Below are 26,158 nucleotides of genomic sequence, written 5' to 3' on the forward strand. Positions count from 1 at the left end.
GGACACCCTGAGCGAGACGGAGGCCGTCCTCTTGCGCTACCTCGCCCACCTGGCGGGGGAGCGGGGCCTGGCAGCCAACACGCTGGCCTCCTACCGCCGTGACCTCCTGCGATACGTGGAGCATCTCAGGCGCCGCGGTCGCGTCACGTTCGCCGAGGTCGCCGAGGACGACGTCGCCGCCTTCGTGGCGGCGCTCAGGGAGGGCGACGGGGAGCATCAGGCCCTCGTCGCCGCCTCGGCGGCGCGGGCCGTCTCCGCGGTGCGCGGGCTGCACCGCTTCGCGCTGAGTCAGGGCCTCTGCCACCACGACCCCGCCCACGAGGTGCGCCCGCCGCGCCAGCTCAGGCGGCTGCCCAAGGCGATCAGCGTCCGCGACGTGGAGCGCCTGATCGCCGCCTCCGGGCCCGACGGCGCCCCTCTCACCCTGCGCAACCGGGCACTGCTCGAACTGCTGTACGGCACCGGCGCGCGTATCTCCGAGGCGGTCGGGCTCACCGTCGACGACGTCGAGCTGGGGGCGGAGGCCCAGCGGGTGCGCCTGCGAGGTAAGGGCGGGCGTACCCGCCTGGTGCCCCTGGGCGGCTTCGCGGGGGAGGCGCTGGGCGCCTACCTCACCCGTGCCCGCCCCCGCATCGCCTCCCATGGCCGCGGCACCTCGGGGCTCTTTCTCAACGCCAGGGGTGGCCGGCTCACCCGGCAGGGAGCCTGGGAGGTGCTCCAGGGCGCCGCCGAGCGCGGCGGGCTCGAAGGAGTGTCGCCACATATGTTGCGACATTCGTTCGCAACCCACCTCCTTGACGGCGGTGCGGACGTTAGGGTGGTTCAGGAACTACTCGGCCACGCCTCGGTGACCACCACCCAGGTGTACACGCAGGTCACGGTCGACAGGCTCCGGGAGGTCTATGCCGTGGCGCATCCGCGCACGCGGGATTGACCTTCCTTATGTCCGGGCGTGCCGCCTTGCCGCATACGTGTTGACGCCATAGTGTCCGTCCGGACGGTCCGGTTAGAGGCCGTCAGGGAGGTTCGACTGGTGACTGTGACCACCGACGGTTCTATCCGGGGAGCGGCCCCGGCAAACCCCGAGAATCCCTGGGGCGACACCAAGACCGCCGGGACCCCTCGCAGTGGGGGAGTCCTCGGCCCGACCGGGCGTCCCCGCCCCGTTTTCCCTGATCCGCCCCCTCGCGCCGTGCACGGACCGGCGAGGGTCGTCGCCATGGTCAACCAGAAGGGCGGCGTCGGCAAGACGACCACCACGATCAACCTGGGCGCCGCGCTGGCGGAGGCCGGGCTCAAGGTTCTGCTGGTCGACTTCGACCCGCAGGGTGCCCTCTCGGTCGGTCTTGGGATCAACCCCCTCCAGCTCGACCTGACGGTCTACAACCTCCTCATGGAGCGGCAGATCACGGCCAGGGACGTGCTGCTGGAGACCGGTGTCGAGGGCATGGACCTGCTGCCCAGCAACATCGACCTGTCGGCCGCCGAGGTCCAGCTCGTCACGGAGGTCGCCCGCGAGCAGGTGCTCGGCCGGGTCATCAAGCCCCTCCTGCCCGAGTACGACGTCTGCCTGATCGACTGCCAGCCCTCCCTGGGGCTGCTCACGATCAACGCGCTGGCCTGCGCGCACGGCGTCATGGTGCCGCTGGAGTGCGAGTTCTTCGCGTTGCGCGGTGTCGCGCTGCTCATGGACACCATCATCAAGGTCCAGGAGCGCATCAACGACGAGCTGGTCATCGAGGGCCTGCTCGCCACCATGTACGACGCGCGCACCCTGCACGGCCGCGAGGTGCTGGCCCGGGTCGTCGAGGCGTTCGACGACAAGGTCTACCACACAGTGATCAATCGGACGGTTCGCTTCCCCGACGCGACCGTGGCCGGTGAGCCCATCACCAGCTTCGACTCCTCCTCGCTCGGCGCCAGCGCGTACCGCGAGCTCGCCAGGGAAGTTCTCGCCAGGTGGGCCGCGCTGGAGCGGTGATCCCACCCGCCGGTACGGGACAATGGAGGGATGACCGAGCAGCCGAAGACCGCCGATGACACCTTCAAGGTGCATCTGGAGGTCTTCGAAGGCCCATTCGACCTCCTGCTCGGTCTGATCTCCAAGCACAAACTGGACATCACCGAGGTCTCGCTCAGCCAGGTCACCGACGAGTTCATCTCCTACATCCGGGCCAGGGGCCCGGAGTGGGACCTGGACCAGACGAGCCGTTTCCTGCTCGTCGCGGCGACCCTGCTCGACCTCAAGGCGGCCAGGCTGTTGCCCGCCGGCGAGGTGGACGACGAGGAGGACCTGGCTCTTCTGGAGGCCCGCGACCTGCTCTTCGCCCGCCTCCTGCAGTACCGGGCCTACAAGGAGGTCGTCAAGGTCTTCTCCGCCAGGATGGCCGAGGAGGCGCTGCGCTTCCCGCGTACCGTGCCGATGGAGGCCCGGTTCGCGGGCCTGCTGCCCGAGCTGATCCTCGGCATCGGCCCCGACCGCCTCGCTGAGATCGCCCGGCGGGCCTTCGCCCCCAAGGTGCCCCCGTCGGTTTCCGTGGCCCACATCTACCAACCACTCGCCAATGTCCGCGATCAGGCGGTTATCCTTGTCGAGCGGCTGCGGCGGTTACGCCGGGCGACCTTCCGGGCACTCACCTCCGACTGCGCCGGCACCTTCGAGATCGTCGCTCGTTTCCTGGCGGTCCTGGAACTCTACCGGGAGGCGGCCGTCTCCTTCGAGCAGATCGAGCCTCTCGGGGAGCTGCACGTGACCTGGACCGGCAGTGACGACGGTGACGTCGCCGTGGCCGACGACTACGACGAGACCCCGAAGAGAGAACCCGCCGATGACTGACGTGGCGTCCGAGCCTGAGCCGAGCGCCGGTCCCGACCTGCGCGCCGGGCTGGAGGCCATCCTGATGGTGGTCGACGAGCCCGTCGCCGAGGTGACCCTCGCCCAGGTGCTGGAGCGGCCCGTCCACGAGGTCGGCAGGGTGCTCCGGGAACTCTCGGCGGAATACACCGAAGCCGGGCGGGGTTTCGACCTGAGAGAGGTCGCGGGCGGCTGGCGTTTCTACACGCGGGCCGGGTGCGCCTCACTCGTGGAGCGGTTCGTCCGCGACGGCCAGCAGACGCGTCTGACCCAGGCCGCGCTGGAGACCCTGGCCGTGGTCGCCTACCGGCAGCCGGTGAGCCGGGCCCGGGTGGCGGCCATCCGCGGTGTCAACAGCGACGGCGTCATGCGCACGCTGGTGACGAGGGGGCTGGTCGAGGAGGCCGGCACCGAACCGGAGGGCCAAGCCGTGCTCTACCGGACAAGTTCGTATTTTCTCGAGAGGATGGGCCTGCGGGGGCTCGACGAGCTTCCAGAACTGGCGCCTTTCCTGCCCGACGACATGGAATCCCTAGAGGAGCAGAAGCAGTGAACAACAGCCGTAGCACCCCGTCCGGTGATGGACGCGGTCAAGGCCGTGGCGGAGCCCCGCGCGGTGGCAATCCCCGTGGGGGCTCGCAGTCCGGTGGATTCCGGGGCGGATCCTCCCGAGGCGGATCCTCGTCCGGCAGGTCCTCGTCAGGGGGCTCCCGTGGTGGTTCGCAGGGCGGTTACCGTTCGGACGGTCCGCGTCGTGACGACCGCGGTGGTTTCCGCGCCGAGCGCGACGGTTCGCGCAGCTCGTCCGGCAGGTCCTCGGGTGGTTTCCGGTCCGACGGTCCGCGCCGTGACGACCGTGGTGGTTCGCAGGGCGGTTACCGTGCTGACGGTCCGCGTCGTGACGATCGTGGTGGTTTCCGTGCTGAGCGTGATGGTTCGCGCGGCTCGTACGGGAGCAGGCCCTCGGGTGGTTCGCAGGGCGGTTTCCGGTCCGACGGTCCGCGCCGGGACGACCGTGGCGGTTCGCAGGGCGGTTTCCGCGCTGACGGTCCGCGCCGTGACGATCGTGGTGGTTTCCGTGCTGAGCGTGATGGTTCGCGCGGCTCGTACGGGAGCAGGCCCTCGGGTGGTTCGCAGGGCGGTTACCGGTCCGACGGCCCGCGCCGGGACGATCGTGGCGGTTACCGGTCCGACGGGCCGCGTCGCGATGATCGCGGCGGTTCGTCGTTCGGCGGGTCCCGCGACGGTTCGAGGAGCCGGTACGGCAGGCCCTCCGAGGGCTCCCAGGGCGGCTACCGCTCCGACGCTCCGCGCCGTGAGGACCGTGGCGGTCCGAGGAGCGATTTCCGGTCCGATGCCCCGCGTCGTGACGACCGCGGTGGTTCGCAGGGTGGTTTCCGTGCGGACCGGGACGGCTCGCGTGGCAGGCCCGGTTCCGACCGTGGTCGCGGTGGCGCGCCCGCCGGTGGTTCCCGCGCCCGCTTCGGCAGGACCGGCCGCCGGGACGACGTCCAGACGATCGGCGGTGACCGCGCCGGGGCGTACGGCGAGCGTCGCGCCCCCGCCGGCCGCTCCACCGGCCGCGCTCCGGAGGCGAAGGCCCCGCTGCGGCCCGGCGCGATCGCGAACGACCGGTTCAAGACCGCCCGCCAGCCCAAGCGGGACTCCGACTTCTACGACCGTGACTACGTCGACGAGCGCGACACCACCGAGGTCCCCGACGGCGTCCGGCTGCAGAAGGTCCTCGCCCAGGCGGGCGTCGCCAGCCGCCGGGCCTGCGAGGACATGATCGGCGACGGCAGGGTGACCGTCGACGGCCAGGTGGTCCGCCGCTTCGGCGCCCGGGTCGATCCCGCCAAGCAGGTCATCCACGTCGACGGCAAGCGCCTGCCGACGATGCCCGACCTGGTCTACTTCGCGATCAACAAGCCGATCGGCGTCGTCAGCACCATGTCCGACCCGGACGGCCGCCCCTCGCTGGCCGACTTCGTGGCCGACCGCACCGAGCGCCTGTTCCACGTGGGCCGTCTCGACACCGAGACCGAGGGCCTGATCCTGCTCACCAACGACGGCGAGCTGGCCAACAGGCTCACCCACCCGAGCTACGGCGTGCAGAAGAAGTACTGGGCCAAGGTCCCCGGCCGGATCGAGCGCGATCTCGGCCGCCGGCTGAAGAAGGGCATCGAGCTGGAGGACGGCCTGGCCAAGGCCGACTCCTTCACCCTGGTCCAGGAGCACGGCCAGCAGGCCCTGGTCGAGATCGTGCTGCACGAGGGCCGCAAGCACATCGTCCGCCGCATGCTGGAGGAGGTCGGGCACCCGGTCATCGACCTGGCCCGTATCGAGTTCGGCCCGGTCAAGCTCGGCCGCCTCAAGCCGGGCACCCTCCGTGCGCTGACCCTCACGGAGGTCGGGGAACTCTACGCCGCGGTCGGGCTGTAGCCTTCCCTGACACGCACGTTCAGGACGCGCCGGATCACCCCTCGGGGTGGTCCGGCGTGGGTGGATATGGAGGAACGACGATGGTGCGGGCGATCCGCGGTGCGATTCAGGTCGAGGCGAACGACCGGGACGCGATCCTGTCCGGAGTCACCGAACTGGTCACGGAGGTGATGGGGCGCAACAGGCTCACCACCGAGGACGTGATCAGTGTGATCTTCACGGCCACGCCCGATCTCACCGCCGAGTTTCCCGCCTTGGCCGCCCGCAAGCTTGGTTTCCACGATGTCCCGTTGATCTGCGCTTCCGAGATCGACGTGCCGGGCGCCCTGCCCCGCGTGGTCCGGCTGATGGCCCATGTCGAGGTCGACCGGCCCCGCCAGGAGGTCCAGCACGTCTACCTGCGCGGCGCGGTCGCCCTTCGGGTGGACATCGCCCAGTGAGTCCTTTAGGCATCGTGATCTCGGGGGAGTGGGCGTGAGCGGTCTGGAGAGCGTCCTGGTCGTCGGTACCGGGCTGATCGGCACCTCGATCGCCCTGGCCCTGCGCGAGCAGGGCGTCGCCGTCCACCTGGCGGACCGGGACGAGGGCTCCCTGCGGCTGGCACGCGAACTGGGCGCCGGGGTGGAGTGGGCCGAGGGCGTGCGAGTGGACGTCGCGGTCATCGCGGTTCCGCCCCATGCGGTCGCGGGGCGGCTCGCCGCCCTCCAGAAGGAGGGCGCGGCCCGTTTCTACACGGACGTGGCCAGCGTCAAGGCCCTTCCGCTCAGAGAGGCCGCGAGCCTCGGCTGCGACCTGACGAGCTACGTCGCCGGACACCCGCTCGCCGGCCGTGAGCGCTCCGGGCCCGCCGCGGCGCGGGCCGACATCTTCCTCGGGCGCCCGTGGGCGCTCTGCCCGACCGAGGAGACCTCGCCCGACGCGGTGGAGGCCATGTACGGCCTCGTCAAGCTCTGCGGCGGCGAGGCGGTCAGGGTCGGCGCCGAGGAGCACGACAGGGCCGTCGCGATCGTCTCGCACGCCCCGCATGTGACCGCCTCCGCGGTGGCCGCCCGTCTCGCGGACGCGCCGGCCACCGCGCTCGGCCTGGCCGGGCCGGGGGTGCGCGACGTCACCCGCATCGCGGCGGGCGACCCGAGGCTGTGGACCGGGATCCTGTCGGGCAACGCGCTGCCGGTGGCCGAGGTGCTGGAGGCGGTGGCGGCCGACCTGGCCGCCGCGGCCGCCGCGCTCAGGGAGGCCGCCGATCCCGGGGCCATGGCCCGCGTCACCGAACTGCTGCACCGAGGCGTCACGGGCACCGGCAGGATCCCCGGCAAGCACGGAGGCCCCGCGCGCGCCTATGCGACGGTCCAGGTCATCATCGGTGACCGCCCCGGCGAGCTGGCCCGGCTGTTCCAGGTGGCCAAGGAGGCGGGCGTCAACATCGAGGACGTCCGGCTTGAGCACGCCCCCGGCCTGCCGCTGGGCGCCGCCGATCTCTCGGTGCAGCCGGAGGCGGTGCCGAGGCTGTCCGAGGCCCTGCGCGCGCACGGCTGGCACCTGCCGTAGGCGCCCGACGCTCCCCGTACGGGGAGCGTCGTGATCGTCTGGGGCGGTTCTCCGCGGGGTCGTTCGCTCGATGCGCTCCGTGCGCGGACCTTGTGATCGTCTGGTTCGCATGCCGTTTTCGGCGTCTGGGACGGCTTTCCGCGCGGGCCACCTCCCGCGGTGGCCCGCTCGCTCGATGCGCGGTTCCCGCCCGGCTCCCGGTAGCCTCGTACGGACAACTGAAGCGGGCTGCAAGGGAGAAGGCGTCGTGACCGGACTGGTCGTCGCCATGGACGGTCCTTCGGGATCGGGCAAGTCGAGCGCGTCACGAGGGGTGGCGCGGGCGCTGGGGCTGCGTTATCTCGATACCGGGGCGATGTACCGGGCGATCACCTGGTGGATGCTCCAGCGGGGCGTCGACCTCGCCGACCCCGAGGCGATCGCGGCCAGGGCACTCGACCCGATCCTCACCCTGGGCGCCGACCCCGACGCCCCCACGGTGGCGGTCGACGGTGTCGACGCCGCCGGGCCGATCCGTACCGCCGAGGTCACCGCGGCCGTCTCGGCGGTCAGCGCGGTACCCGAGGTACGGCGCCGCCTGGTGGCCGAGCAGCGTGAGATCATCGGTGCCGGCGGCATCGTCGTCGAGGGCCGTGACATCGGCACGGTGGTGGCGCCCGACGCGGTGGTCAAGATCTACCTGACCGCGAGCGCGGACGCCAGGGCGCTGCGCCGCACGGCGGAGCTCACCGGCACCACGGTGGAGGTACAGCGGGCCGCGATGGCCCGCCGGGACACCCTCGACTCGACCAGGAAAGCCGACCCGCTGGCGAAGGCGGCCGACGCCGTCGAACTCGACACCACGGCGCTGAACCTCGAAGAGGTCGTCGCCGAGATACTGCGTGTGATTAAGGAAAAAGTGTGACCGGGGAATACGACGACGACAACGGCTGGATCGACGCGGAGCTCGCCGATTCAGGGACCGATCACAGCTCTCAGGAGGCGGGGCCGGACACCGCCCCGCAGCCGGTCGTGGCCGTGGTGGGCCGCCCCAACGTGGGCAAGTCCACACTGGTCAACCGGATCATCGGCCGCCGCGAGGCGGTCGTGGAGGACGTGCCGGGGGTGACCCGCGACCGGGTCACCTACGACGCCACCTGGCGCGGGCGCCGGTTCACGGTGGTCGACACCGGTGGTTGGGACCCCGACGCGACCGGCATGGCGCTGAAGATCGCCGAGCAGGCCCAGGTGGCGGCCGAGCTGGCCGATGTGATCCTGTTCGTGGTCGACGCCGTGGTGGGCGTGACCGACGCGGACGAGATCGTCGGCCATGTGCTGCGCGGGTCGGGCAAGCCGGTCATCCTCGCCGCCAACAAGGTCGACAACCAGCAGATGGAGCTGGAGGCCGCCGGGCTCTGGTCTCTCGGCCTCGGCGAGCCGCAGCCGGTCTCCGCGCTGCACGGCCGCTCCAGCGGTGACCTGCTGGACGTGATCCTGGAAAAGCTGCCGGACACGCCCGAGCAGCGGTTCGGCGCCGAACGCGGGCCGCGCAGGGTCGCCCTGGTCGGCAAGCCCAACGTGGGCAAGTCCTCGCTGCTGAACCAGCTCGCCGGCCAGGAGCGGGTGCTCGTCGACCCGATGGCGGGCACCACCCGCGACCCGGTGGACGAACTGGTCGAGCTCGGCGGCAAGACCTGGCGCTTCGTCGACACCGCGGGCATCCGGCGGCGTGACCGCGAGCTCAAGGGCGCCGACTTCTACGCGAGCATGCGTACCAGGGCCGCGCTGGAGCGCTCGGAGATCGCGGTGGTGCTCATCGACGCCAGCGAGGTGCTGACCGAGCAGGACCTGCGGATCATCTCGCTGGTGATCGAGTCCGGCCGGTGCATGGTCGTGGCGTTCAACAAGTGGGACCTGCTGGACTCAGACCGCCGCTACTACCTGGAGAAGGAGATCGACCGCCAGCTCGTCCGGGTGCCGTGGGCGCTGCGGGCCAACATCTCCGCCAAGACCGGTTGGCACGTCGACCGGCTCGTCCCGGCGATCGAGAAGGCGCTCGACTCCTGGTCGACCCGGGTGCCCACCGCCCGCCTCAATGCCTTCCTGACCGACCTGGTCGCGGCCACCCCGCCGCCGGTCCGCAGCGGTAAGCAGCCCAAGATCCTCTTCGCCACCCAGGCGTCGACGGAGCCGCCGAAGTTCGTGCTGTTCACCTCGGGCTTCCTGGAGGAGACCTACCGCCGCTTCATCGAGCGCCGGATCCGCGAGGAGTTCGGCTTCGCCGGATCGCCCATCGAGGTCACCATGAAGATCCGGGAGAAGCGCCAGGTGCAGAAGAAGAAGTAGGGAACCCCCTCACGAACGGCCCGGCCTACGCCGGGCCGTTCGTCGTTGCGGAGCCCTGCCGGGGCACGATGTTCCGTTCCTCGACGAAGGTCGCGAACGCGCGGCTGTCGAGGTGGCCCTTCGGCGTCCTGAGACAATGTGGAGCTGTGTGTCCGATTCCGACGGGGAACGCCGCACTGACAGCGAGAGGCCGGTTCCGCCCTGTTTCCGGTCCTGAACCAGAAGCTGCTCCGCGCTCGCGGAGAGGCTCCCGGCGGTCGCGCGCTGTGCGGAGACGCCTGTCTTACCGTTGTTCGACGAGACGCCACCGGGGATGCGACACGACGTCATTACTCGACGTAGCTGTTCGCTACGTTGGGTGATCCGTGTTATCAAGGGTTTGTTGATCTTTAAGGAGCGTCTCGGGAGGTTCGATGGGACTCGTTGGCGCAGGTCAGGTCCTGGCTCTGGCCGCGACCCTGTTTGTCGTCCCGGCCGTCGGTACGCCGGCGGCGGAGGTCGTGGCCACCGGTGCGCCGGAACGGGGTGGGGGTAGATTCACGGCCGGCCTGGTGGCCCGGCACAGTGGCAAGTGCCTGGACGTGCAGGGCGGCGGGATGGACGACGGGGCCAACATCCAGCAGTGGACCTGTAATGACAAGGGAAATCAGGAGTGGAGCCTGACGGCGACAGGTGGCGGCTACTACACCCTCAAGGCCACGCACAGCGGTAAGTGCATGGACGTGCTGGGCGACAGCTTGAGCATCGGGGCCGGCATCCAGCAGTGGACCTGCCTGATCGGGGCCCGGAACCAGGAGTGGGGGCTGAGCCAGCGGGATGACGGTTACTTCGTCCTGGTGGCCCGGCACAGCGGCAAGTGCCTGCAGGTGATGGACGGCGACATACGTGACGGTGCCCGCATCCGGCAGTGGACCTGTGTCAGAGGGCGGAAGAACCAGGAGTGGCGGCTCGCGTAAGTCGACGGCGCGGACTCGCCTGGGCTTGATGGCTCCAAGAGTGCGTACCCGGGTTGCCTACCTGGCGTAGCCGTTCGTCGCGTTGGGCGCTTCGCGTTATCAAGGGTTTGTTGATCTTCAGGGAGTACCTCGGGGGGCTCGATGAGATTTTTTCACGCCGGTCAGGTGTTCGTCCTGGCGGCGGCTCTGCTCGCGGTCCCGTCAGCCGGGTGGGCGTCGGCCGGCGGGGTCGCCGGTGCGCGGGAGGGGTTTCGGGCCAGGTTCACCGCGATCCTGGTGGCCCGGCACAGCGGCAAGTGCCTGGAGGTACTGGGCTCCGCCGTGGAGGACGGGGCCGACGTCCAGCAGCGGACCTGTGACGGCGGCACCAATCAGATGTGGAACCTGACGGCGACCAACGCCGGTTATTACACCGTTCGGGCCATGCACAGCGGCAAGTGCCTGCATGTGATGGACGGCGACCTGCGCAGTGGAGCCGACATCCGGCAGTGGGCCTGCGTGAGCGGGCGCTACAGCGAGGAGTGGCGGCTCGGTCAGCGGGCCAACGGTTACTTCGTCCTGGTGTCCCGGCACAGTGGCAAGTGCCTGGACATGCAGGGTGGCGGAACGGGAGACGGGACCAACGCCCTGCAGTGGACCTGTGTCAGGGGGCGAGCGAGCCAGGAGTGGCGGCTTGTCTGAGTGGGGTTTCCGCCGGTGATGATGGCCGGCCATTCGGGGACGCGACACGATGTCGATTACTTGACGTAGCTGTTCGTCGCGTTGGGTGATCCGTGTTATCAAGGGTTTGTTGATCTTCAGGGAGTGCCTCGGGGGGCTCGATGAGACTTTTTCACGCCGGTCAGGTGTTCGTCCTGGCGGCGGCTCTGCTCGCGGTCCCGTCGGCCGGGTGGGCGTCGGCCGGCGGGGTCGCCGGTGCGCGGGAGGGGTTTCGGGCCAGGTTCACCGCGATCCTGGTGGCCCGGCACAGCGACAAGTGCCTGGACGTGTTCACTCTGAGTGATGAGCTGAAGTTGGGGACCAGTGTCCAGCAGTGGCCCTGTAGCGACGACCACGATGGTCAGGTGTGGAACCTGACGGCGACCGGCGGCGGTTACTACAACTTCAGGGACGTGGCCAGCGGCCTGTGCATGGAGGTGCTGCCGGCCGACAGGCACAGTGGTGCCGGCCTCCAGTTGTGGACCTGTGTTCCCGGACATCGCAACCAGGAGTGGAAGTTGGTCCAGCGGGACAACGGTTACTTCGCGGTCGTGGTCCGGCACACCGGTATGTGTCTGGACGTACGGAATGCGCTGCTCAGGGATGGGGCCAACGTCCGGCAGGTGACCTGTGTCAGGGGCCGGAAGAACCAGGAGTGGCGGCTCGCCTGAGGCTCCTCACCCGGTCGCGGGGTTCGGCGTCCCGGCCAACGCCGTGCTGTGATGTCAGTGCGGCAACCGGTGCAGGGTGACACCTCGCACCACTCGGTTGACCTCGCCCGAAGGGAACGGGTTGTCAGGCCGGGTTCCTCGGAGCACAGCGGCGTTGAGGCCGATGAGCTGGGCACATACGACGGCGGGCAGGGCCAGCGCCGCGTCCTCGATGTCCTCGACACCGTGGAGCAGCCAGTTCTCCTCGTCCGGCGTGCCGTCGGTCCCGGCTTCGATCGCGATGACACTGCCGGGCGGCATGGTCGAGCGTAGTTCTGCGATGATGTCCAGATCGTACTGGCGGGTGTACGGGTCGTTCGACACGTACACGATCACAACGGTGCGCTCACTCAGCACGGCCTTGGGGCCGTGGCGGAATCCCAGGGCGGAGTCCGAGGTCGTGACGATCGCCCCGCCGGTCAGTTCGAGCGCCTTCAGCGCCGACTCCGCGGCCAGCCCCCTGAGAGCCCCGCTGCCCAGGTAGACGATCCGTTCGGGATCGCGGGCCAGTAGCGCGCCGATGTTCTTGTCGAAGACGCCGTCCTGAGTGATCCGCTCGGCTGCCCGGGCCAGCCGCTCCGCGACACCGGCATAGGCGGTTCCACCGAGGGCGAGCAGGGCGGCGAGCGTCATTCCGGTGAAACTCGATGTCATCGCGAAGCCACGGTCATTGGAGGCGGGCGGCATCAGGAGCACACACGAGGTGGTCCTCCCGGAATGTTCCCGAGCCAGCCGCCCCTCCTCATTGCAGGTGATCACGAGGTGGTGCACATCCGACAGGCACTGCTCGGCGAGTTCGGTGGCCGCGAGGCTCTCCGGGCTGTCCCCGGACCGGGCGAAGGAGACGAGAAGGGTCGGCAGATCCTCGGCGAAGCAGCCTCGCGGGTCGGCGACGATGTCCGTGGTGGACACGGCGTCGGCTCGCCGCCCGAGCCGCCGCGCCAGTGTCGTGGCCAGCACCTGCCCCGCGAAGCCCGAGGTGCCGGCGCCGGTGAGCACCACGCGCAGGTGGTCGCGAGCCACCAGCGGCTGGAGGAATCCGTCGAGCGTGGCCCGGGAGGCGGCGACGATACCGTCGATTTCCCGCCAGATGCCGGGCTGCTGCGTAATCTCACGGACAGTGTCACTGGCCCCGGTGTTGCGAGCCAGGGCGCCGAGAAGGCCGGTCACGAATACTCCTTGTGGTGGGGATCGCACGCGCGATCGTAGTCGCGCAGCACATCGCGGATGTGGTCGATCACCAACGCCCGCGGCTTCGCGGCGAGTTCCCCGCGGCGAACGCGCGCGTACTGATTGGGCAGATAGGCGCTGAGGAGCGATAGCGGAATGTCCCGCGCCGCGAGGTTGCCGAGGAGTCGCTCCTGCGCTTCGGTCACCTCGGGATCCGGCCAGTAGTAGCGCATCCGGTCGCTGTAGCTGTAGCGCCGGGCGAGGCGCCGCTCGGTGTCGTCGCTCGGGTAGTGGCCCTCCCAGTGGTCGGGCTCGGCGAGCATCCGCTGTTCGACGGCCTCGGGCAGCCGGGACCGTTCGCCCACGGGCACCAGTTCGTCCTCGATGGCTGCGAGAGCGAACAGCGCCTCACGGAGCGCGAAGGTCAGCCCGGGACCGACCTTGAGGACGGCCCAGTGGTCCTTGACCAGTGCTGTGAGTGCTTCGGCCAGTTGGTAGTCGGTCGAGTGCGCCTCGAACGCCATGGTGGGCTCCTCGTTGAGGACCGCTCCGAGCTCCGCGGTCCTCTCCGGCCGGTAGTCGATCACCTGCTGATGGTCGAACTCCACGCCCGGCTGGACGACGAGCGCCATGACGCGGGGCCAGACGTCCTCAAGCCCGTGCCCGGCGAACGCCTCGCGGTGACGTTCCAGGGTCGCCCGTGCGGCCTGCGCCGAGGTGGGCATGAGTTCGTTCAGTGTTTCGTGAGCGCCACCGGGCGTCGGCACCTCTGTTCCGATCACGTAGCGGATCCGGGCGGCGCCGCGCTCTCCCGCCGTGTCCTCGGCCACCCGTATCAACCGGGCGGCGCGCTCGGCCACCACGTCGTCAGTGAGCGGCGTGGGGTCGCCCGCGCAGGGGAAGCTGCAGTCCAGGTGGATTTTGGTGAAACCGGCCGTGACGTAGGCGGCGACAAGGGCTTCGGCCCGCTCCATCGCCTGGTCCGGTGGCAGGGCGCGCCACCGGTTGGGGCCAAGGTGGTCACCGCCGAGGATGACGCGGTCCAGTGGTAGACCCTGCTCGGTGGCGATGGCGTACACCAGGTCACGGAAGTCGTCGGGTCGCATGCCCGTGTAACCGCCGTACTGGTCGACCTGGTTGGAGGTCGCCTCCACCAAAACCTGCCTCCCGGTTTCGCGCGCCTGGAGCACAGCCGCCTCGATCACCAGCGGATGCGCCGAACAGACGGAGGTGATGCCCCTGGGCTCACCTGCCTTCTGACGCCGGACCACCTCGTCCAACAAGCTCCACATGATCCGCTCCTGTTCTCGCCCACGTTCCGGGTCGCGGCGCGCTCTTACGGCCGGCGACAAGCCGGAACAGTACTGGTCTGGTTTTTGGTCGTCAATGGCCGGAATCTGGTATGGTTCTGGTATGGCTTACTCGGATACACCCTCCTTCCCCAAAGGCCTGCTGAGCGATGACGCCCTGCCCCGCTACGTCCAGGTCGCCGCACGGCTCTGGGATGACATCTCGGCCCGCGGCGCCAGGGCGGGGGACCGGTTGCCATCGGAACGGAGTCTGGCCACGCGATACGAGGTGTCGCGGGAGACGCTGCGCGCCGCTCTGGCCGAACTGGCGGGCCGGGGCCTGCTCGAGTCCGCCGCGGCCCGCGGCTGGTTCGTCGCCGAAAGCGGCGAGGCTGTCAGGCTGACGGGTGGGCACACGGTGGAGGGGTTCGCCGACTACGCCCTGAAGCACGGCCTGGCCGTCCGCAGCCAAGTGCTGGAATCGGGAACCAGGCCGGCGACCGTGGATGAGGCCGAGACGCTGCGCATCGGTCCGGGCGCCGCGCTGTTCGAGATGCGGCGACTGCGTTTCCTCGACGACCTCGTCGTCGTACTGGAGCACAACCGGGTGCCTTTGACGCTCTGTCCCGCGCTGGCCGACACCGACTTCACCGCCGCGTCGCTCTACGCGACCCTGCGAGGCGCCGATCCGGCGCAGCTCCCCCGGGTCGCGGACTACTCGGTGGAGGCCCGGCAGCCCGAGGCTCGGGAGCGGGATCTGCTGGAGATCAAGGATGGGACTCCGGTGCTGGTCGCCGAGCAGCTCTCCTTCAATCAGGACGGGCGGCCGCTCGAACTGACGGTGCAGGTCTACCGAGGGGACCGCTACCGCTTCCGGGCTTCCATCACCGACTGACAGTGAGCGGGTGGCTATGGGGAGGAGCACCCAGGGGCAGGGGGCGCCGCCAGGCCCGTGAGGTACGGTCGGTAGCTCTCTCACCGACCAGGAGAATGTCGTGCGCATCGCCATCGCCGGACTGGCCACCAGCCACCCCTACACCGACGCCCGCACCCTCGCCTCCCGCGCCGACCTCATCGTGTGGGAGGAGGACCAGGCCCGGCTGGCCCGTTTCACGGAGGAACACCCCGCGGCCGAGGTCGCCGACGGGCTGGACGATCTGCTCGCCGCTCGCCCCGACGGGGTGGTGCTGACCGTGCCCAACCCGGGGGTGGCTCCCGCGCTCGCCCGGGTGCTGGCGGCGGACCTGCCGTGCTTCGTCAACAAGCCGGCCGCCGCGACCGCCGCCCAGCTCGCTGCCGTCGACGTGGTGGCCTCCTCGCGGCCCGAGCTGGTGCTGTCCACCTCGGTGCTGCGTTTCGCGCCCGCCTTCACCGCCCTGGTGGCCGAGGACCTCGGGGAGGTGCTCTCGGTGCGGGCCACCGTACGGCACGACGTGGGCCTCTGGGCGGGCGGCCACAACCCGTGGCAGGACGACCCGGCCGTGGGCGGCGGCACGATGGTGACGATGGGCGTGCACGGCGTGGAGCTGCTGGTCGCCCTTCTCGGTCCCGCCGTAAGGCTGGCCGGGGCGGCGGCCGCCACCCGCTCCTACCCCGCGCTGAAGTCGGAGGACATCGGCATCATGGCGCTGGCCTGGGAGAACGGCGCGGTCGGCGCCGTGGAGGTCATCGGGGTCACCGACGAGGAGTCTTACACGGTAAGCGTCCACACGCGCGCCGGCACCCGCGAGGTCGTGGTGGAGCCTGGCGCCGACCCCCTCTCCGGCCTGGGCTACCGGGGCACCGTGGAGGCGTTTCTGGCCATGGTGGGCGGTGCCCCGAGCCCGGTGCCCTGGGAGCAGACCAGGGCCGTACTCGGCATGCTGGTGTCCGCCCGCGAGGCCTGCGCCTAGCTGGGATCCCGTCCGCCCGGCACGCCGGGCGGACGTTGACAGCCTAACTCTCTCCCAGTTACGGTCTGGACCGTAAATGAGAGTGAGGAGTTCCGCGTGCGGACCATCGCAGAGCTGGAAGAACGCCTGTCACGCCCCCGTGACGGGCTGGTCGAGGATCTGGGCAAGCTCGACGGCGACATCATGGTGCTCGGCGCCGGAGGCAAGCTCGGCCCCAGCCTCGTCCGCCTGGCGCTGAACGGGGTCAGGGCGGCCGGGGGCGGCAGGCGCGTCATCGCGGTGTCGCGTTTCTCCGAGCCCGGCCTGGCGCAGGCGCTCAGCGACGAGGGCGCCACGGTCGTGGCGGCCGACATCGCCGACGAGAACGCGCTGCGGGAGCTGCCCGACGTGCCCAACGTGGTCTTCCTCGTCGGTGCCAAGTTCGGCACCCAGGGGCGCGAGCACGCCACCTGGTTCACCAACGCCTACCTGCCCGGTCGCGTGGCCGACCGGTTCGCGGGCAGCAGGATCGCCGCGCTGTCGACGGGCAACGTCTACCCGCTCGTTCCGATCGCCTCCGGTGGTTCCACCGAGGACTCGCCCACCGGGCCGGTCGGCGACTACGCCATGAGCTGCCTGGGCCGTGAGCGTGTGCTCACTCATTTCGCCGAGGAGCGCGGCACGCCGACGGCGCTGATCCGGCTCAACTACGCCGTCGAGATGCGCTACGGCGTGCTGGTCGACCTCGCGCAGAAGATCGTCGCCGGACAGGCCATAGACGTGACCACCGGCCAGGCGAACGTGGTCTGGCAGGGCTACGCCAACGAGGTGACGCTTCGCTCGCTGCTGCTGGCCTCCGTTCCGCCGTACGTGCTCAACGTGACCGGACCCGAGCTGGTCTCGGTACGGCAGGTCGCAGGCGACCTCGGCCGCCTGCTGGGCAGGGAGCCGGTCTTCGTCGGCGAGGAGGCCTCCACGGCGCTGTTGTCCAACGCCGCGCGCTGCCACGGTCTGTTCGGCTACCCCGATCTCACGCTTGCCGAACTGGTCGAGCACACCGCCCGCTGGGTGGGTGACGGAGGGGCGCTGTTGGGCAAGCCCACCAAGTTCGAGCGCCGTGACGGCGCGTTCTGACCGCATCGGCGAGAGTGAAAGGGGAACGTACGTGCTCAGCACGGCACCTGAGAGACATGGTTCCGTCCACGACCTGTTCCGCAAGGGCATAGTCATCCCGGCGCACCCGCTGGCGCTGACCGAGGACCGGCGGCTCGACGAGCGGCGGCAGCGGGCGCTGACCCGCTACTACGTCGAGGCCGGGGCGGGCGGTCTGGCCGTCGGGGTGCACACCACCCAGTTCGCGATCCACGGCACGGGCCTGCTGCCTCCCGTGCTGGAGCTGGCCGCCGAGACCGCCCGTGGCTACGAGCGCGAGGTGGTGCTGGTGGCGGGCGCGACCGGGAGCACCGCGCAGGCGGTGGCGGAGGCGGAGCTGGCGGCCTCGCTCGGTTACCACATGGTGCTGCTGAGCCCGTATCGCGAGCTGGACGAGGATCAGCTCATCGAGCGGACCCGCGCGGTGGGGGAGGTGTTGCCGGTGATCGGCTTCTACCTGCAGCCCGCCGTCGGCGGCCGGGCGCTGACCCGCGACTATTGGACGCGTCTGGCCTCGATCGAAGCGGTCGTCGGCATCAAGGTCGCCCCGTTCAACCGTTACCGGACGCTGGACGTGCTCCATGGCGTGGTGAGGGCCGGACGCACCCGTCAGGTGGCGCTCTACACCGGCAACGACGACCACATCCTGTCGGACCTGATCACCTCGCATCGCGTCGTCGTGGACGGCGAGGAGGTCGACGTCGAGTTCGTCGGTGGTCTCCTCGGCCAGTGGGCGGTGTGGGTGAAGCGGGCGGTCGAGCTGCTCGACGAGGCACGGCGCGCCCGTGGCGGCGACGACGCCGCCGTACGCAGGCTGCTCACCCTCGATGGGCACCTGACCGACGCCAACGCCGCCATCTTCGACGCCGAGCACGGCTTCCGCGGCTGCATCCCCGGTATCCACGAGGTTCTGCGTCGCCAGGGTCTGCTGGCCGGGCGCTGGTGCCTGGATCCGGAGGAGGAGCTCTCCTCCGGGCAGCTCGCCGAGATCGACCGGATCTGGGCGGCCTATCCGTGGCTACGCGACGACGAGTTCGTCGCCGAGGGCTTGGACCGGTGGCTGCGCTAAAGGGTCAGGCGGTAGAGCGTCAGCGGGCGGCCGCTGGAGCCGCTGGAAAGGTTACCGGTGCGTTCGGCCAGCCCGGCCAGCTCCAGGCGGTGCAGCATCCGGCGGGCCGTGCGCTGCTGCACCGCGAGCCGCTCGGCGATCTCGCGGGTGGTCAGTGGCTGATCGCCCACCGTCGCCCGCGCCTCCAGCAGCTTCTCCAGCGTCGCCACCGACAGGCCCACCCGGCGGGCCAGGAGCGGCAGGTTCGTATCTCTGGCCGGGGGCGGGGCGACCGACTCCAGCACGACGTCGGTGTCGGCCCGCAGCGACAACACCGCGGCCACGTCGCCGATGCGCCGGGCCCTGGCCAGCGCCCTGCGGGCCAGGCTCTCGGCCTCGGCGGCGCTGCGGCCCAGGCCGAACCCGGCCCGCACGACCCGGCTGTAGGCGGCCAGCCGCGACAGCATCGGCAGGGAGGAGAAGCCGCCCGTCGCGTCGTGCAGCGGGCCGCGGGTGGTGACCAGCAGGTGGACGCCGCCCCGGAAGGCCGCGAGCGTGCCGCCGAGCGCGGTCGCCTCGCGCAGCAGGCCCTCCTCGCCGTCGAGCTCGATCAGGCCCAGCGCGATCTGCGCGTCCTCCTGCGCCTGGCCCTCCGCCGACAGCAGGAGCCGGCGCAGGGCGATGCGGACCGAGTGCGTCGACGGCACCAGGCGCAGCACCGGGAGTTTGCCGCGCAACGCGTCGTGCACCGAGCTGAGGCAGGTGATCACGGTGTGCTCGCCGCCGCGGCGGTGGAAGGCGATGGCCGACCGCGAGGTCAGGCCGCTGCGCCAGGGGAGCACCCGCAGTTCGTCGGTGGGCAGGCCGGCCTCGGCGAACGTGGCGGCCACGTCGGCGCTCGACAGGGTGTCGATGGACAGACGTGTGACGTCGTGGCCCTGGTGCTGGAGCCGTACGAGGGCGCTGAGCAGGGTCGCGCCCGAGTAGTCGACGAACGCGGTGGGACGCGTGAGGACATCGGCCTCTTGCGCGAGCATGTACGGCACGACGCCGGTGAACAGCCAGCCCTCCACCGCGCCGGCGTGCGCCTCGACGATCGTGGGCGCCTGCGACTCGTGGTCGTAGTCGAGCCGCAGCGTGCTCACACCCGGTTGTTCCTCACAGATGGCCGCCACATCGTCGACCAGGTCGTGGGGGCCGACCACCCCGATGAGGATCCCCACTGAGACCTCCTGGCTAAATTACGGTCAAGACCGCTATTACTTTATCTGGTGCGAGGTGTTGCGTGACTCCGAAATTCCCCAGCGCCGCGGAAGCGGCCGGCAGGACACTCGGCGACGAGGAGGTGGCCGCCGCCGAGCGGGTGATCCGCTCGGGGATGCTCAACTCCGTCTGGGGCACCGAGACCAGGGCGCTCGAACGCGAGATGGCCGAGCTGTGCGGCGCCCGGCACGCCGTGGCGTGCAGCTCGGGCACCGCTGCCCTGCATCTCGCGGTCGTGGCGGCCGCTCCGAACCCGGCCGACGAGATCATAACGACGCCCATGACCGACTTCGGAACCGTGGCCCCCATCCTGGCGCAGAACGCGATCCCTGTCTTCGCGGACGTCGATCCGCTGTCCGGGAATCTCGATCCGGCCGCGGTGCGGGCCGCGATCACCCCGCGCACCAGGGCGATCATGGCGGTGCACCTCTTCGGTGCGCCCGCCGCCGTGGACGAGTTGCGGACGATCGCCGACGAGCACGGGATCATGCTGATCGAGGACTGCGCGCAGGCGTGGCTGGGCGAGCTGCCCGGCGGCCGGCCGGTGGGCGCCGCCGGCGAGATCGGCTGCTTCAGCCTGCAGCAGTGGAAGCACGTCACCTGCGGCGACGGCGGTCTCGTGGTCACCGACGACGACGCGCTGGCCCGGACGATGCGGCTGTTCTCCGACAAGGGCTGGGACCGGGCCGACGGGCGGCACCATCTGAGCTTCGGGCTCAACTACCGGATGACCGAGCTGCAGGCCGCGGTGGCCCGCGCGCAGCTGGCCAAACTGCCGGGCGTGGTGGCCGCCCGGCGGCACTGGGCCATGCGGTTGCTGCGGGAGCTGGCGGGGCTGCCGGGCCTCGCTCTGCCCGATCCGCGCGGGCACGCGTGGTGGTACTTCCCGGTCGTGCTGCCGGGCGGAGGAGCGCCGGAGCTCGCCGCCAGGCTGGCCGCCGACGGGATTCCGGCCCGGTCCGGGTATCTTGCCGAGCCGCTCAACCGGGCACCGCTGTGGGACGGGCCGATGTACGGTACGTCCAGGTTTCCGCTGTCGGCGCCGCCGGCCGCCTGCCCCGAGGCGGACCGCCTGGTCGGCGAGACGTTGCTGATCGTGGACCTGAACGAGAACTACACCGCCGACCATGTCGCGGCGATCGGCGATGGATTCCGTCGTTACGTTCAGATGTCGGGCATTGACCCTTCATAAGGGTGGTCGCTACATTTCGGTCTGGACCGGTATTGCCAATAAACCGGTGTTTCCAATGAAAGGAAGGCCTGATGAGGAAGGTCGCACTCGCCGGCCTCGCGGCCGCCCTGGGAGTCGCGCTCACCGGATGCGGCGGCTCCGGCTCAGGGTCGGACAAGAACACGGTGACAGTCTGGATGTACCCCGTGATCGGGGATCAGGCCAAGAACCAGGCGTTCTGGGCCAAGATCGAGAAGGACTTCGAGGCCGAGAACGCCACGATCGATCTCAAGGTCGACCATCAGCCCTGGGAGGGCCGTCAGGAGAAGATCACGACGGCGCTCGCCTCGAAGAAGGGCTTCGACCTGGTCGTGCTCACTCCCGACCAGATCCCGCAGTACGCCGAGCAGGGCGCCCTGGCCCCGGTGGACGACGTGGTGGCCGCCGCCAAGTCCTCCTTCCTGCCCAACGCCCTCACCGCGCTGAGCGTGGCGGGCAAGCTCTACGGCGTGCCGATCTACCAGACCATCACCGCGCCGATCTACAACAAGAAGGCGTTCACCGACGCGGGCGTGACCGAGTTCCCCCAGACCTGGGAGGCGTTCAAGGCCGCCGCGCCCAAGCTCGCCGCCAAGAAGGTCGCGATCCTCGACTACCCCGGCGCCCCCGAGGTCAGCCTGAACCAGAGCTTCTACCCGCTGCTGTGGGGCAACGGCGGCAGCGTGTTCGCCGCCGACGGCAAGAGCGTCGTCTTCAACGGTCCCGAGGGCATCGGGGCCCTGCAGTTCCTGCTCGACCTGCAGAAGCTGGGCGGCCTGCCGGAGAACGCGGCGACCAAGAAGAACGAGATCGAGGGCGGCGCCCTGGCCGGGGGCAAGACGGCCGTCTACCACGCGGCCACCGCGCTGCAGGTCACCCAGCTCGGCGCGGCGATCGGCGAGGACAACGTCGGCGTCGGGCTGCCGCTGGAGAACACGAAGAAGGTCGCGTTCGGCATCCCCGGCGGGCTCGTGCTGGCCAAGCACTCGCCGAACGCCGAGGCCGCCAAGAAGTTCGCCGCCTTCCTGTCCGCGCCGGAGGCCTCGGCGGCGCTGGCCAAGGAGTCGGGCTTCTTCTCCGCGCGTACCGATGTGACCGTGCCCGGCACCTCTCCGGTCGTGCAGGAGTTCGCCAAGTCGCTGGAGTACGCCTTCCCGGGTGACACCCACCCGATGGCCCGTCAGGTGATGGCGCTGATCGCGCCGGAGATCCAGGCGGCCCTGCTCGGCCAGAAGGACGCCAAGACGGCCCTGGACGACGCGGCCAAGGAGGCCAATGCGCTGCTGGCCAACGGCGGCTGATGCGGTTCGCCCCCATCGTGGCGGGGGCCGTTACGTGCGAAAGGCGAGAACCTGATGCGACAGCGCTTGCGGGACCCCATGGCGGGCCTGCTGTTCGTCCTCCCCATGCTGGTGCTCTTCCTGGTCTTCAGGTTCGTGCCCATCCTGGGTGCGGGGGGCATGAGCCTGACCGACCTGAATCTCGGCGGGGAGTGGAACTTCGTCGGCGTCGACAACTACGCCCGGTTGCTCGACGACCCGAAGTTCTGGGACAGCCTGCGGATCACGCTGGTCTATGTCGCGATCTACGTGCCCCTGACCGTCCTCGTCGCGCTCGGCACCGCGCTGCTGCTCAACGCGGTCGTCTTCATGCGCGGCCTGTTCCGGGGCATGCTCTTCCTGCCGTACGTCACCAGCTTCGTGCTGGCGGGTGTGATCTGGCGGTGGATCTACGAGTTCGACGGGATGATCAACGGGCTGCTGGGCAAGTTCGACCTCGGCCCCGTCGGCTTCCTTGAGGAGGCCGCCCTCGTGCTGCCCGCGCTGGCGGTGGTGTCGGTGTGGAAGGGCTTCGGCTACTCCATGCTGATCCTGCTCGCCGGTCTCAAGTCGATCCCGGCCTCCTATCTGGAGGCGGCGACGGTCGACGGGGCCGGGCCGTGGCAGCGGTTCCGCCGGATCACGCTGCCACTGCTCAAGCCCACCCTGTTCTTCGTCGTCATCATCGAGACCATCGGCGCCTTCCAGACGTTCGACACCATCTACGTGATGACCGGCGGCGGGCCCGCCAGGGCGAGCTACACGCTCATCTACGGCCTGTACGACCAGGGCTTCAAATTCTCCAACCTCGGCTACGCGGCCACGATCGGCATCGTGCTCTTCGCGCTGGTGCTCGTCGTGTCGCTGGTCCAGCGCCGCCTGCTCGATCGGGGAAACGCATGACGCTCACCGCCACCCGGCCCGCCACCGCGGTCGTGAAGCCTCCGGTCAAGGCACGGCGCGGGTCCTTCCGATGGCCGCTGTGGGTGCTGCTCGCGCTCGTGTCGGTGATCACGGTCAGCCCGTTCTTCATGATGTTCGTGGTGGCGCTGTCGCCGCCGGGCGAGCCGACCCTGCCCGTCCAGTGGCCGGAGTCGCTGTCCCTGGACACCATCGCGGACCTGCTGTCGTCCTCCGGGTTCGCCGGCTGGACGGTCAACACGGTGATCTACGCGCTGGTGTCCGTGGTGATCACCCTGCTGACCGCGTCGATGGCCGGGTACGCCTTCGCCAAGAAGCGCTTCCCCGGGCGCGACACGATGATGTGGGCGTTCCTCGCGACGCTCATGGTGCCGTCCCAGGCGACGCTGATCCCGATGTTCGTGCTCATCTCCAACCTCGGCGGGGTGGACACCTTCTGGGGACTGATCGTGCCGACGCTGGCCAACTCGCAGGCGGTCTTCCTCATGCGGCAGTTCATCCGTGACCTGCCCGACGAGCTGTTCGAGGCGGCCAAGGTCGACGGGGCCTCCGAGTGGCGCGTCTACTGGCAGATCGTGCTCCCGCTGACCAGGCCGATCCTGGCCACGCTCGGGGTGTTCGTGTTCCTGTGGCACTGGAACGACTTCCTGTGGCCGCTCGTCATGGCGCAGTCGGACGAGATGCGCACGCTCACCGTGGGGCTGGCGTCGATGCGCACGGAGGGGTCGTCGCTGGCCGTGCTGATGGCCTCCGCCACGCTGTCGGTGCTGCCATGCCTGTTGGTGTTCGCGCTCCTGCAGCGGTACCTGGTCAACAGCATCACGATGACCGGACTCAAATAAAGTCTTTTAGATGGATATATCGTCACAGGCCGCGCGGCTGCGGGAGCAGCTGCGCGGCACGCTGCTCGCGGCGGCGGCCACCCCCATGACGGCCTTGGGCGAGGTGGACCTCGACCTGGTGACGGCCTATTTCCGCGGCCTGCTCGCCGACGGTGCCGACGGGCTCGCGGTGCTCGCCCACACCGGCCGCGGCCCCTTCCTGCCCCCGCCGGTGCGGTCCGCCGTGATCGAGTGCGCGGTCTCCCTGGGAGTACCGGTGCTGGTCGGCGTCGGCGGCGCCCCTGATGAGACACGGACGGGCGGAGTCACGGTCACGTTGAGCACGGCGCGACCGGACAGCTCGGCGGCTCCCCGGGACGCGCCCTCGGGTTCGGTGGAGCGGGCCGTCGAGGAGGCGCGAGTCGCCGCCGGGCTCGGGGCCGCCGGCGTGCTGGTGTTCCCCTCCGCCACCGACCGGCTCGCCCTGCACGATGCCGTCTGGCGGGGTGCGGGGCTGCCCATGATCGCCTTCGATCTCTACACGCTGCCCTGCCCGCCCGCCGTACTGAAGGAGATCGTCGGCCACCCCGGGGTGGCGGGACTGAAGGCGGCGCTGCTGTCGGACGCGATGGGATGCCAGGAGGCGATACGGATCACCCGTGAGGCGGGACGGCTGGCGATCACCGGGGAGGACCGGATGTTCGGCCCGTCGCTGCTGTGGGGTGCCGAGGCGGCGCTGGTCGGCCTCGCGGCCGCGCGGGTGGGCGTCACCCGCGACGTGATGCGCGCCTTCGCCGGGAACGACCTGCGGGAGTTCGAGCGGGCGTCTGCGCGGCTCGACCGGCTGGCCGCCGCGACGTTCACCGCGCCGATGGAGGGCTACGTCCAGCGCATGCTGTGGCTGGCCGCCGCTGAGGGGCGCGTTCCGCGCTCGCACGCCTTCGACCTGTACGGCCCGGCGACGGAGGAGACCGTCCTCGCCGAGGTCTGACCCACCCCGCGCCCGGGCCGGTCAGCCGAGCGGAAGGCGGAAGAGGGCGGCGGCGTTGCGCCAGGCCAGGCGGTCGGCCGCGTCGCCGGTCAGTCCCGCCGCCGCCACGGAGCCGAAGGCGGAGGCCGGGTCGATGAGCGTGGAGTCGGTGCCGAACAGCAGCTGTTTCGGGTCCACCGCGGCGGCGACCTCCGCGATGCGCCCGGCGGGGAAGTGCGACCAGCACGGCTCCAGGTAGAGGCGGTCGCAGGCGCGGGCGGCCTCGATGGCGTGCCGGTAGCCGTCCGCGCCCATGTGCCCGGCGATCACGCGCAGGCCCGGGGTGTCGAGACAGACCTGGGCCAGGTCGAGCACGGAGGCGCCCCAGGTGTGCACCAGCGCCGGGACGTCCGCCGCCGCCGCCAGAGCCAGCGCGTCGCGCAGCTGCGGGGAGGTGACGGGGGAACCGGTGTAGTCGGTGTGGATCTTCACGCCGACGAACCGGCCGGTGGGCAGGTAGGTGTTCAGGTCGCGCTCGGCCTCGGCCAGGCGGCGCGGGTTGACGGTCACGTAGCCGTACAGGCGGGCGGGGCCGGACACGGAGTCCAGGTAGGAGGCCAGGACGCGGTTACCCGCCGGGGCGTCGTAGATGACGGCCTCGGTGCCCGACACGATGGCCAGGTCGATCCCGTAGCGGTCCATGGCTCGGATCGTCAGCGCCGAGACGTCCATGGTGAAGAACCACGGACCCCAGTGCGCGTGGACATCTATGATCATGAGGGTTCCCCGAGGAGCAGGCGGCGGGCGTTGCCTCCGGCGACGAGCGCGACCTCGTCGGGCTTCAGGTCGCCGGTGGCCAGGCGGAGCAGGGGAACGAGCGGCTCGTAGTAGGGCGTGCGGGAGCCGAACAGCAGGCGGTCCGCCCCGATCTCGCCGGCGACGGTCTCCAACGCGTCAGGGGAGTTGAGCAGCCGGGTCGAGGTGTGGAAGCCCGGCTCGCCGGCGGCCGCCACGAGGAAGTCACCCAGGTGGTAGAAGTGCGTGTCGAGGAAGACGACCCGCAGGCCGAGACCGGTGAACGGCTGCCAGAATCGGCGCACGTCGCCTCCGGTCAGCACGGTCAGGCCGAGCGCGGCGGCCCGTACGGCGACGTGTCGCACCGAGGGGAAGCCCGCCTCGACGCCCTGCTCGTCGGGGAAGAGCCGGACCGCCCGTACTCCCAGGGCGGCCAGCCGCTCCATCTCGCGCACCGCGCCCAGGGGGTCGCGCAGGTCGAGGGCTCCGACGGGCACGACCGCCGCGCCGCCTGCGGCCGGAAGTGCGGTGCCGCCGGTCGCCGAGGCGAGGGTCTCGTCGTTGCCCGACGCCATGTCGAAGAGCGCGGCACGCAGGCTGGCCACCGCGCCCGCGGTGATGTCGTGGCGGGCCAGGATATGCGGGGCGGGCTCTTGGGGGAGGCCACGGTCGGGGTAGGCGCCGCCGAGCACGTCGGCGTCGAGCGTCACCACCAGGTCGCCGATCAGGCGCCGGGTGTCGAAGGGTGTCATCCGGGCATCCTTCCGTTCGTATACCGGTCATGACCATAATCTT

26 protein-coding genes are annotated in these 26,158 nt (G+C 70.3%); 21 read left to right on the forward strand and 5 right to left on the reverse strand.

The features are described 5' to 3' along the window. Positions 1–7 precede the first annotated feature (7 nt). The 12 genes from AB0K21_RS12925 (at position 8) to AB0K21_RS12980 (ending at position 11,495) form a co-directional block, all read left to right on the forward strand. Positions 8–934, forward strand: coding sequence for a tyrosine recombinase (locus AB0K21_RS12925; RefSeq protein ID WP_343968936.1), 927 nt, complete (start codon positions 8–10; stop codon positions 932–934). A gap of 99 nt (positions 935–1,033) precedes the next feature. Beyond that, positions 1,034–1,981, forward strand: a complete 948-nt coding sequence (locus AB0K21_RS12930; protein ID WP_343968827.1) for a ParA family protein — start codon at positions 1,034–1,036, stop codon at positions 1,979–1,981. A 30-nt stretch (positions 1,982–2,011) separates the two neighbouring features. Then, positions 2,012–2,836 carry a segregation/condensation protein A gene (locus AB0K21_RS12935; protein WP_343968829.1) on the forward strand — a complete coding sequence of 275 codons (825 nt, stop codon included), beginning with the start codon at positions 2,012–2,014 and terminating at the stop codon, positions 2,834–2,836. Next, positions 2,829–3,407, forward strand: coding sequence for an SMC-Scp complex subunit ScpB (gene scpB, locus AB0K21_RS12940; RefSeq protein ID WP_343968831.1), 579 nt, complete (start codon positions 2,829–2,831; stop codon positions 3,405–3,407). Before AB0K21_RS12935 ends, scpB begins: the two co-directional genes overlap by 8 nt. Next, a complete protein-coding gene (locus AB0K21_RS12945; protein ID WP_343968833.1) occupies positions 3,404–5,296 on the forward strand; it encodes a pseudouridine synthase in 1,893 nt (630 codons plus the stop codon). Before scpB ends, AB0K21_RS12945 begins: the two co-directional genes overlap by 4 nt. A gap of 80 nt (positions 5,297–5,376) precedes the next feature. Then, on the forward strand, positions 5,377–5,736 hold the full coding sequence (gene aroH, locus AB0K21_RS12950) for a chorismate mutase (RefSeq protein WP_030919183.1): 360 nt from the start codon (positions 5,377–5,379) through the stop codon (positions 5,734–5,736). Between the two features lie 34 nt (positions 5,737–5,770). Continuing rightward, the gene (locus AB0K21_RS12955; protein WP_364149633.1) at positions 5,771–6,844 is read left to right on the forward strand and encodes a prephenate dehydrogenase; all 1,074 of its coding nucleotides are present in this window, start codon (positions 5,771–5,773) and stop codon (positions 6,842–6,844) included. A gap of 247 nt (positions 6,845–7,091) precedes the next feature. Then, positions 7,092–7,748 (forward strand): (d)CMP kinase, encoded by a 657-nt coding sequence (cmk, locus tag AB0K21_RS12960; protein WP_343968838.1) that lies wholly within the window; start codon positions 7,092–7,094, stop codon positions 7,746–7,748. Next, positions 7,745–9,169: a ribosome biogenesis GTPase Der gene (der, locus tag AB0K21_RS12965; protein ID WP_364149636.1), complete on the forward strand. Its 1,425-nt coding sequence runs from the start codon at positions 7,745–7,747 to the stop codon at positions 9,167–9,169. The genes cmk and der overlap by 4 nt, the downstream gene beginning before the upstream one ends. Before the next feature lie 413 nt (positions 9,170–9,582). After that, a complete protein-coding gene (locus AB0K21_RS12970; RefSeq protein ID WP_364149638.1) occupies positions 9,583–10,125 on the forward strand; it encodes an RICIN domain-containing protein in 543 nt (180 codons plus the stop codon). 141 nt (positions 10,126–10,266) lie between these two features. After that, positions 10,267–10,806, forward strand: coding sequence for an RICIN domain-containing protein (locus tag AB0K21_RS12975; protein ID WP_364149640.1), 540 nt, complete (start codon positions 10,267–10,269; stop codon positions 10,804–10,806). A 140-nt stretch (positions 10,807–10,946) separates the two neighbouring features. Beyond that, on the forward strand, positions 10,947–11,495 hold the full coding sequence (locus tag AB0K21_RS12980) for an RICIN domain-containing protein (RefSeq protein ID WP_343968844.1): 549 nt from the start codon (positions 10,947–10,949) through the stop codon (positions 11,493–11,495). Positions 11,496–11,549: 54 nt separating this feature from the next. On the opposite strand, the gene AB0K21_RS12985 is transcribed toward AB0K21_RS12980, so the two are convergent. Both AB0K21_RS12985 and AB0K21_RS12990 read right to left on the reverse strand, forming a co-directional pair. Next, on the reverse strand, positions 11,550–12,704 hold the full coding sequence (locus AB0K21_RS12985) for an SIS domain-containing protein (protein WP_364149642.1): 1,155 nt from the start codon (positions 12,702–12,704) through the stop codon (positions 11,550–11,552). Next, a complete protein-coding gene (locus AB0K21_RS12990) occupies positions 12,701–13,996 on the reverse strand; it encodes a D-tagatose-bisphosphate aldolase, class II, non-catalytic subunit (RefSeq protein WP_364149644.1) in 1,296 nt (431 codons plus the stop codon). The genes AB0K21_RS12985 and AB0K21_RS12990 overlap by 4 nt, the downstream gene beginning before the upstream one ends. A 121-nt stretch (positions 13,997–14,117) precedes the next feature. Between AB0K21_RS12990 and AB0K21_RS12995 the strand changes: the two genes are divergently transcribed. The 4 genes from AB0K21_RS12995 (at position 14,118) to AB0K21_RS13010 (ending at position 18,085) form a co-directional block, all read left to right on the forward strand. Next, positions 14,118–14,888 (forward strand): GntR family transcriptional regulator, encoded by a 771-nt coding sequence (locus AB0K21_RS12995; RefSeq protein ID WP_343968851.1) that lies wholly within the window; start codon positions 14,118–14,120, stop codon positions 14,886–14,888. A 100-nt stretch (positions 14,889–14,988) separates the two neighbouring features. Continuing rightward, the gene (locus AB0K21_RS13000; protein ID WP_343968853.1) at positions 14,989–15,885 is read left to right on the forward strand and encodes a Gfo/Idh/MocA family oxidoreductase; all 897 of its coding nucleotides are present in this window, start codon (positions 14,989–14,991) and stop codon (positions 15,883–15,885) included. A gap of 96 nt (positions 15,886–15,981) precedes the next feature. Further along, positions 15,982–16,998 carry an NAD-dependent epimerase/dehydratase family protein gene (locus tag AB0K21_RS13005; protein WP_364149647.1) on the forward strand — a complete coding sequence of 339 codons (1,017 nt, stop codon included), beginning with the start codon at positions 15,982–15,984 and terminating at the stop codon, positions 16,996–16,998. Between the two features lie 31 nt (positions 16,999–17,029). Then, positions 17,030–18,085: a dihydrodipicolinate synthase family protein gene (locus tag AB0K21_RS13010; protein WP_343968857.1), complete on the forward strand. Its 1,056-nt coding sequence runs from the start codon at positions 17,030–17,032 to the stop codon at positions 18,083–18,085. Here the strand turns inward: AB0K21_RS13010 and AB0K21_RS13015 are convergent. Continuing rightward, entirely contained in the window at positions 18,082–19,287 is a 1,206-nt protein-coding gene (locus AB0K21_RS13015) for a hypothetical protein (RefSeq protein ID WP_343968859.1), read from the reverse strand. The two genes, AB0K21_RS13010 and AB0K21_RS13015, sit on opposite strands and share 4 nt — an antisense overlap. A 62-nt stretch (positions 19,288–19,349) precedes the next feature. Here AB0K21_RS13015 and AB0K21_RS13020 point away from each other — a divergent pair, with 62 nt between their 5' ends. The 5 genes from AB0K21_RS13020 to AB0K21_RS13040 all read left to right on the forward strand — a co-directional run bounded on the left by AB0K21_RS13020 (position 19,350) and on the right by AB0K21_RS13040 (position 24,589). Continuing rightward, the gene (locus AB0K21_RS13020) at positions 19,350–20,519 is read left to right on the forward strand and encodes a DegT/DnrJ/EryC1/StrS family aminotransferase (protein ID WP_343968861.1); all 1,170 of its coding nucleotides are present in this window, start codon (positions 19,350–19,352) and stop codon (positions 20,517–20,519) included. A gap of 71 nt (positions 20,520–20,590) precedes the next feature. Next, entirely contained in the window at positions 20,591–21,838 is a 1,248-nt protein-coding gene (locus AB0K21_RS13025; RefSeq protein ID WP_343968863.1) for an extracellular solute-binding protein, read from the forward strand. Between the two features lie 54 nt (positions 21,839–21,892). Then, positions 21,893–22,759 carry a sugar ABC transporter permease gene (locus AB0K21_RS13030; RefSeq protein ID WP_343968865.1) on the forward strand — a complete coding sequence of 289 codons (867 nt, stop codon included), beginning with the start codon at positions 21,893–21,895 and terminating at the stop codon, positions 22,757–22,759. Continuing rightward, entirely contained in the window at positions 22,756–23,619 is an 864-nt protein-coding gene (locus AB0K21_RS13035) for a carbohydrate ABC transporter permease (RefSeq protein ID WP_343968867.1), read from the forward strand. Before AB0K21_RS13030 ends, AB0K21_RS13035 begins: the two co-directional genes overlap by 4 nt. A 10-nt stretch (positions 23,620–23,629) precedes the next feature. Beyond that, a complete protein-coding gene (locus AB0K21_RS13040) occupies positions 23,630–24,589 on the forward strand; it encodes a dihydrodipicolinate synthase family protein (RefSeq protein ID WP_364149651.1) in 960 nt (319 codons plus the stop codon). Between the two features lie 21 nt (positions 24,590–24,610). Here the strand turns inward: AB0K21_RS13040 and AB0K21_RS13045 are convergent, their stop codons facing one another. Then, entirely contained in the window at positions 24,611–25,345 is a 735-nt protein-coding gene (locus AB0K21_RS13045; RefSeq protein ID WP_343968871.1) for an amidohydrolase family protein, read from the reverse strand. Then, positions 25,342–26,115: an amidohydrolase family protein gene (locus AB0K21_RS13050; RefSeq protein WP_364149653.1), complete on the reverse strand. Its 774-nt coding sequence runs from the start codon at positions 26,113–26,115 to the stop codon at positions 25,342–25,344. Before AB0K21_RS13050 ends, AB0K21_RS13045 begins: the two co-directional genes overlap by 4 nt. Positions 26,116–26,158: the final 43 nt, after the last annotated feature.

The sequence above is a fragment of the Streptosporangium sp. NPDC049248 genome (assembly GCF_040678965.1).
Taxonomy (GTDB): Bacteria; Actinomycetota; Actinomycetes; order Streptosporangiales; family Streptosporangiaceae; genus Streptosporangium; species Streptosporangium fukuiense.

Bases quoted from the DNA above. Each gene is read 5' to 3' on its own strand.
- AB0K21_RS12980 (WP_343968844.1), top strand. From the start codon at position 10,947: ATGAGACTTTTTCACGCCGGTCAGGTGTTCGTCCTGGCGGCGGCTCTG.
- AB0K21_RS12935 (WP_343968829.1), top strand. From the start codon at position 2,012: ATGACCGAGCAGCCGAAGACCGCCGATGACACCTTCAAGGTGCATCTG.
- scpB (WP_343968831.1), top strand. From the start codon at position 2,829: ATGACTGACGTGGCGTCCGAGCCTGAGCCGAGCGCCGGTCCCGACCTG.
- AB0K21_RS13050 (WP_364149653.1), bottom strand. From the start codon at position 26,115: ATGACACCCTTCGACACCCGGCGCCTGATCGGCGACCTGGTGGTGACG.
- AB0K21_RS13030 (WP_343968865.1), top strand. From the start codon at position 21,893: ATGCGACAGCGCTTGCGGGACCCCATGGCGGGCCTGCTGTTCGTCCTC.
- AB0K21_RS13045 (WP_343968871.1), bottom strand. From the start codon at position 25,345: ATGATCATAGATGTCCACGCGCACTGGGGTCCGTGGTTCTTCACCATG.
- AB0K21_RS13025 (WP_343968863.1), top strand. From the start codon at position 20,591: ATGAGGAAGGTCGCACTCGCCGGCCTCGCGGCCGCCCTGGGAGTCGCG.
- AB0K21_RS12990 (WP_364149644.1), bottom strand. From the start codon at position 13,996: ATGTGGAGCTTGTTGGACGAGGTGGTCCGGCGTCAGAAGGCAGGTGAG.
- AB0K21_RS12970 (WP_364149638.1), top strand. From the start codon at position 9,583: ATGGGACTCGTTGGCGCAGGTCAGGTCCTGGCTCTGGCCGCGACCCTG.
- AB0K21_RS13040 (WP_364149651.1), top strand. From the start codon at position 23,630: ATGGATATATCGTCACAGGCCGCGCGGCTGCGGGAGCAGCTGCGCGGC.
- AB0K21_RS13035 (WP_343968867.1), top strand. From the start codon at position 22,756: ATGACGCTCACCGCCACCCGGCCCGCCACCGCGGTCGTGAAGCCTCCG.
- AB0K21_RS12975 (WP_364149640.1), top strand. From the start codon at position 10,267: ATGAGATTTTTTCACGCCGGTCAGGTGTTCGTCCTGGCGGCGGCTCTG.
- aroH (WP_030919183.1), top strand. From the start codon at position 5,377: ATGGTGCGGGCGATCCGCGGTGCGATTCAGGTCGAGGCGAACGACCGG.
- AB0K21_RS12995 (WP_343968851.1), top strand. From the start codon at position 14,118: ATGGCTTACTCGGATACACCCTCCTTCCCCAAAGGCCTGCTGAGCGAT.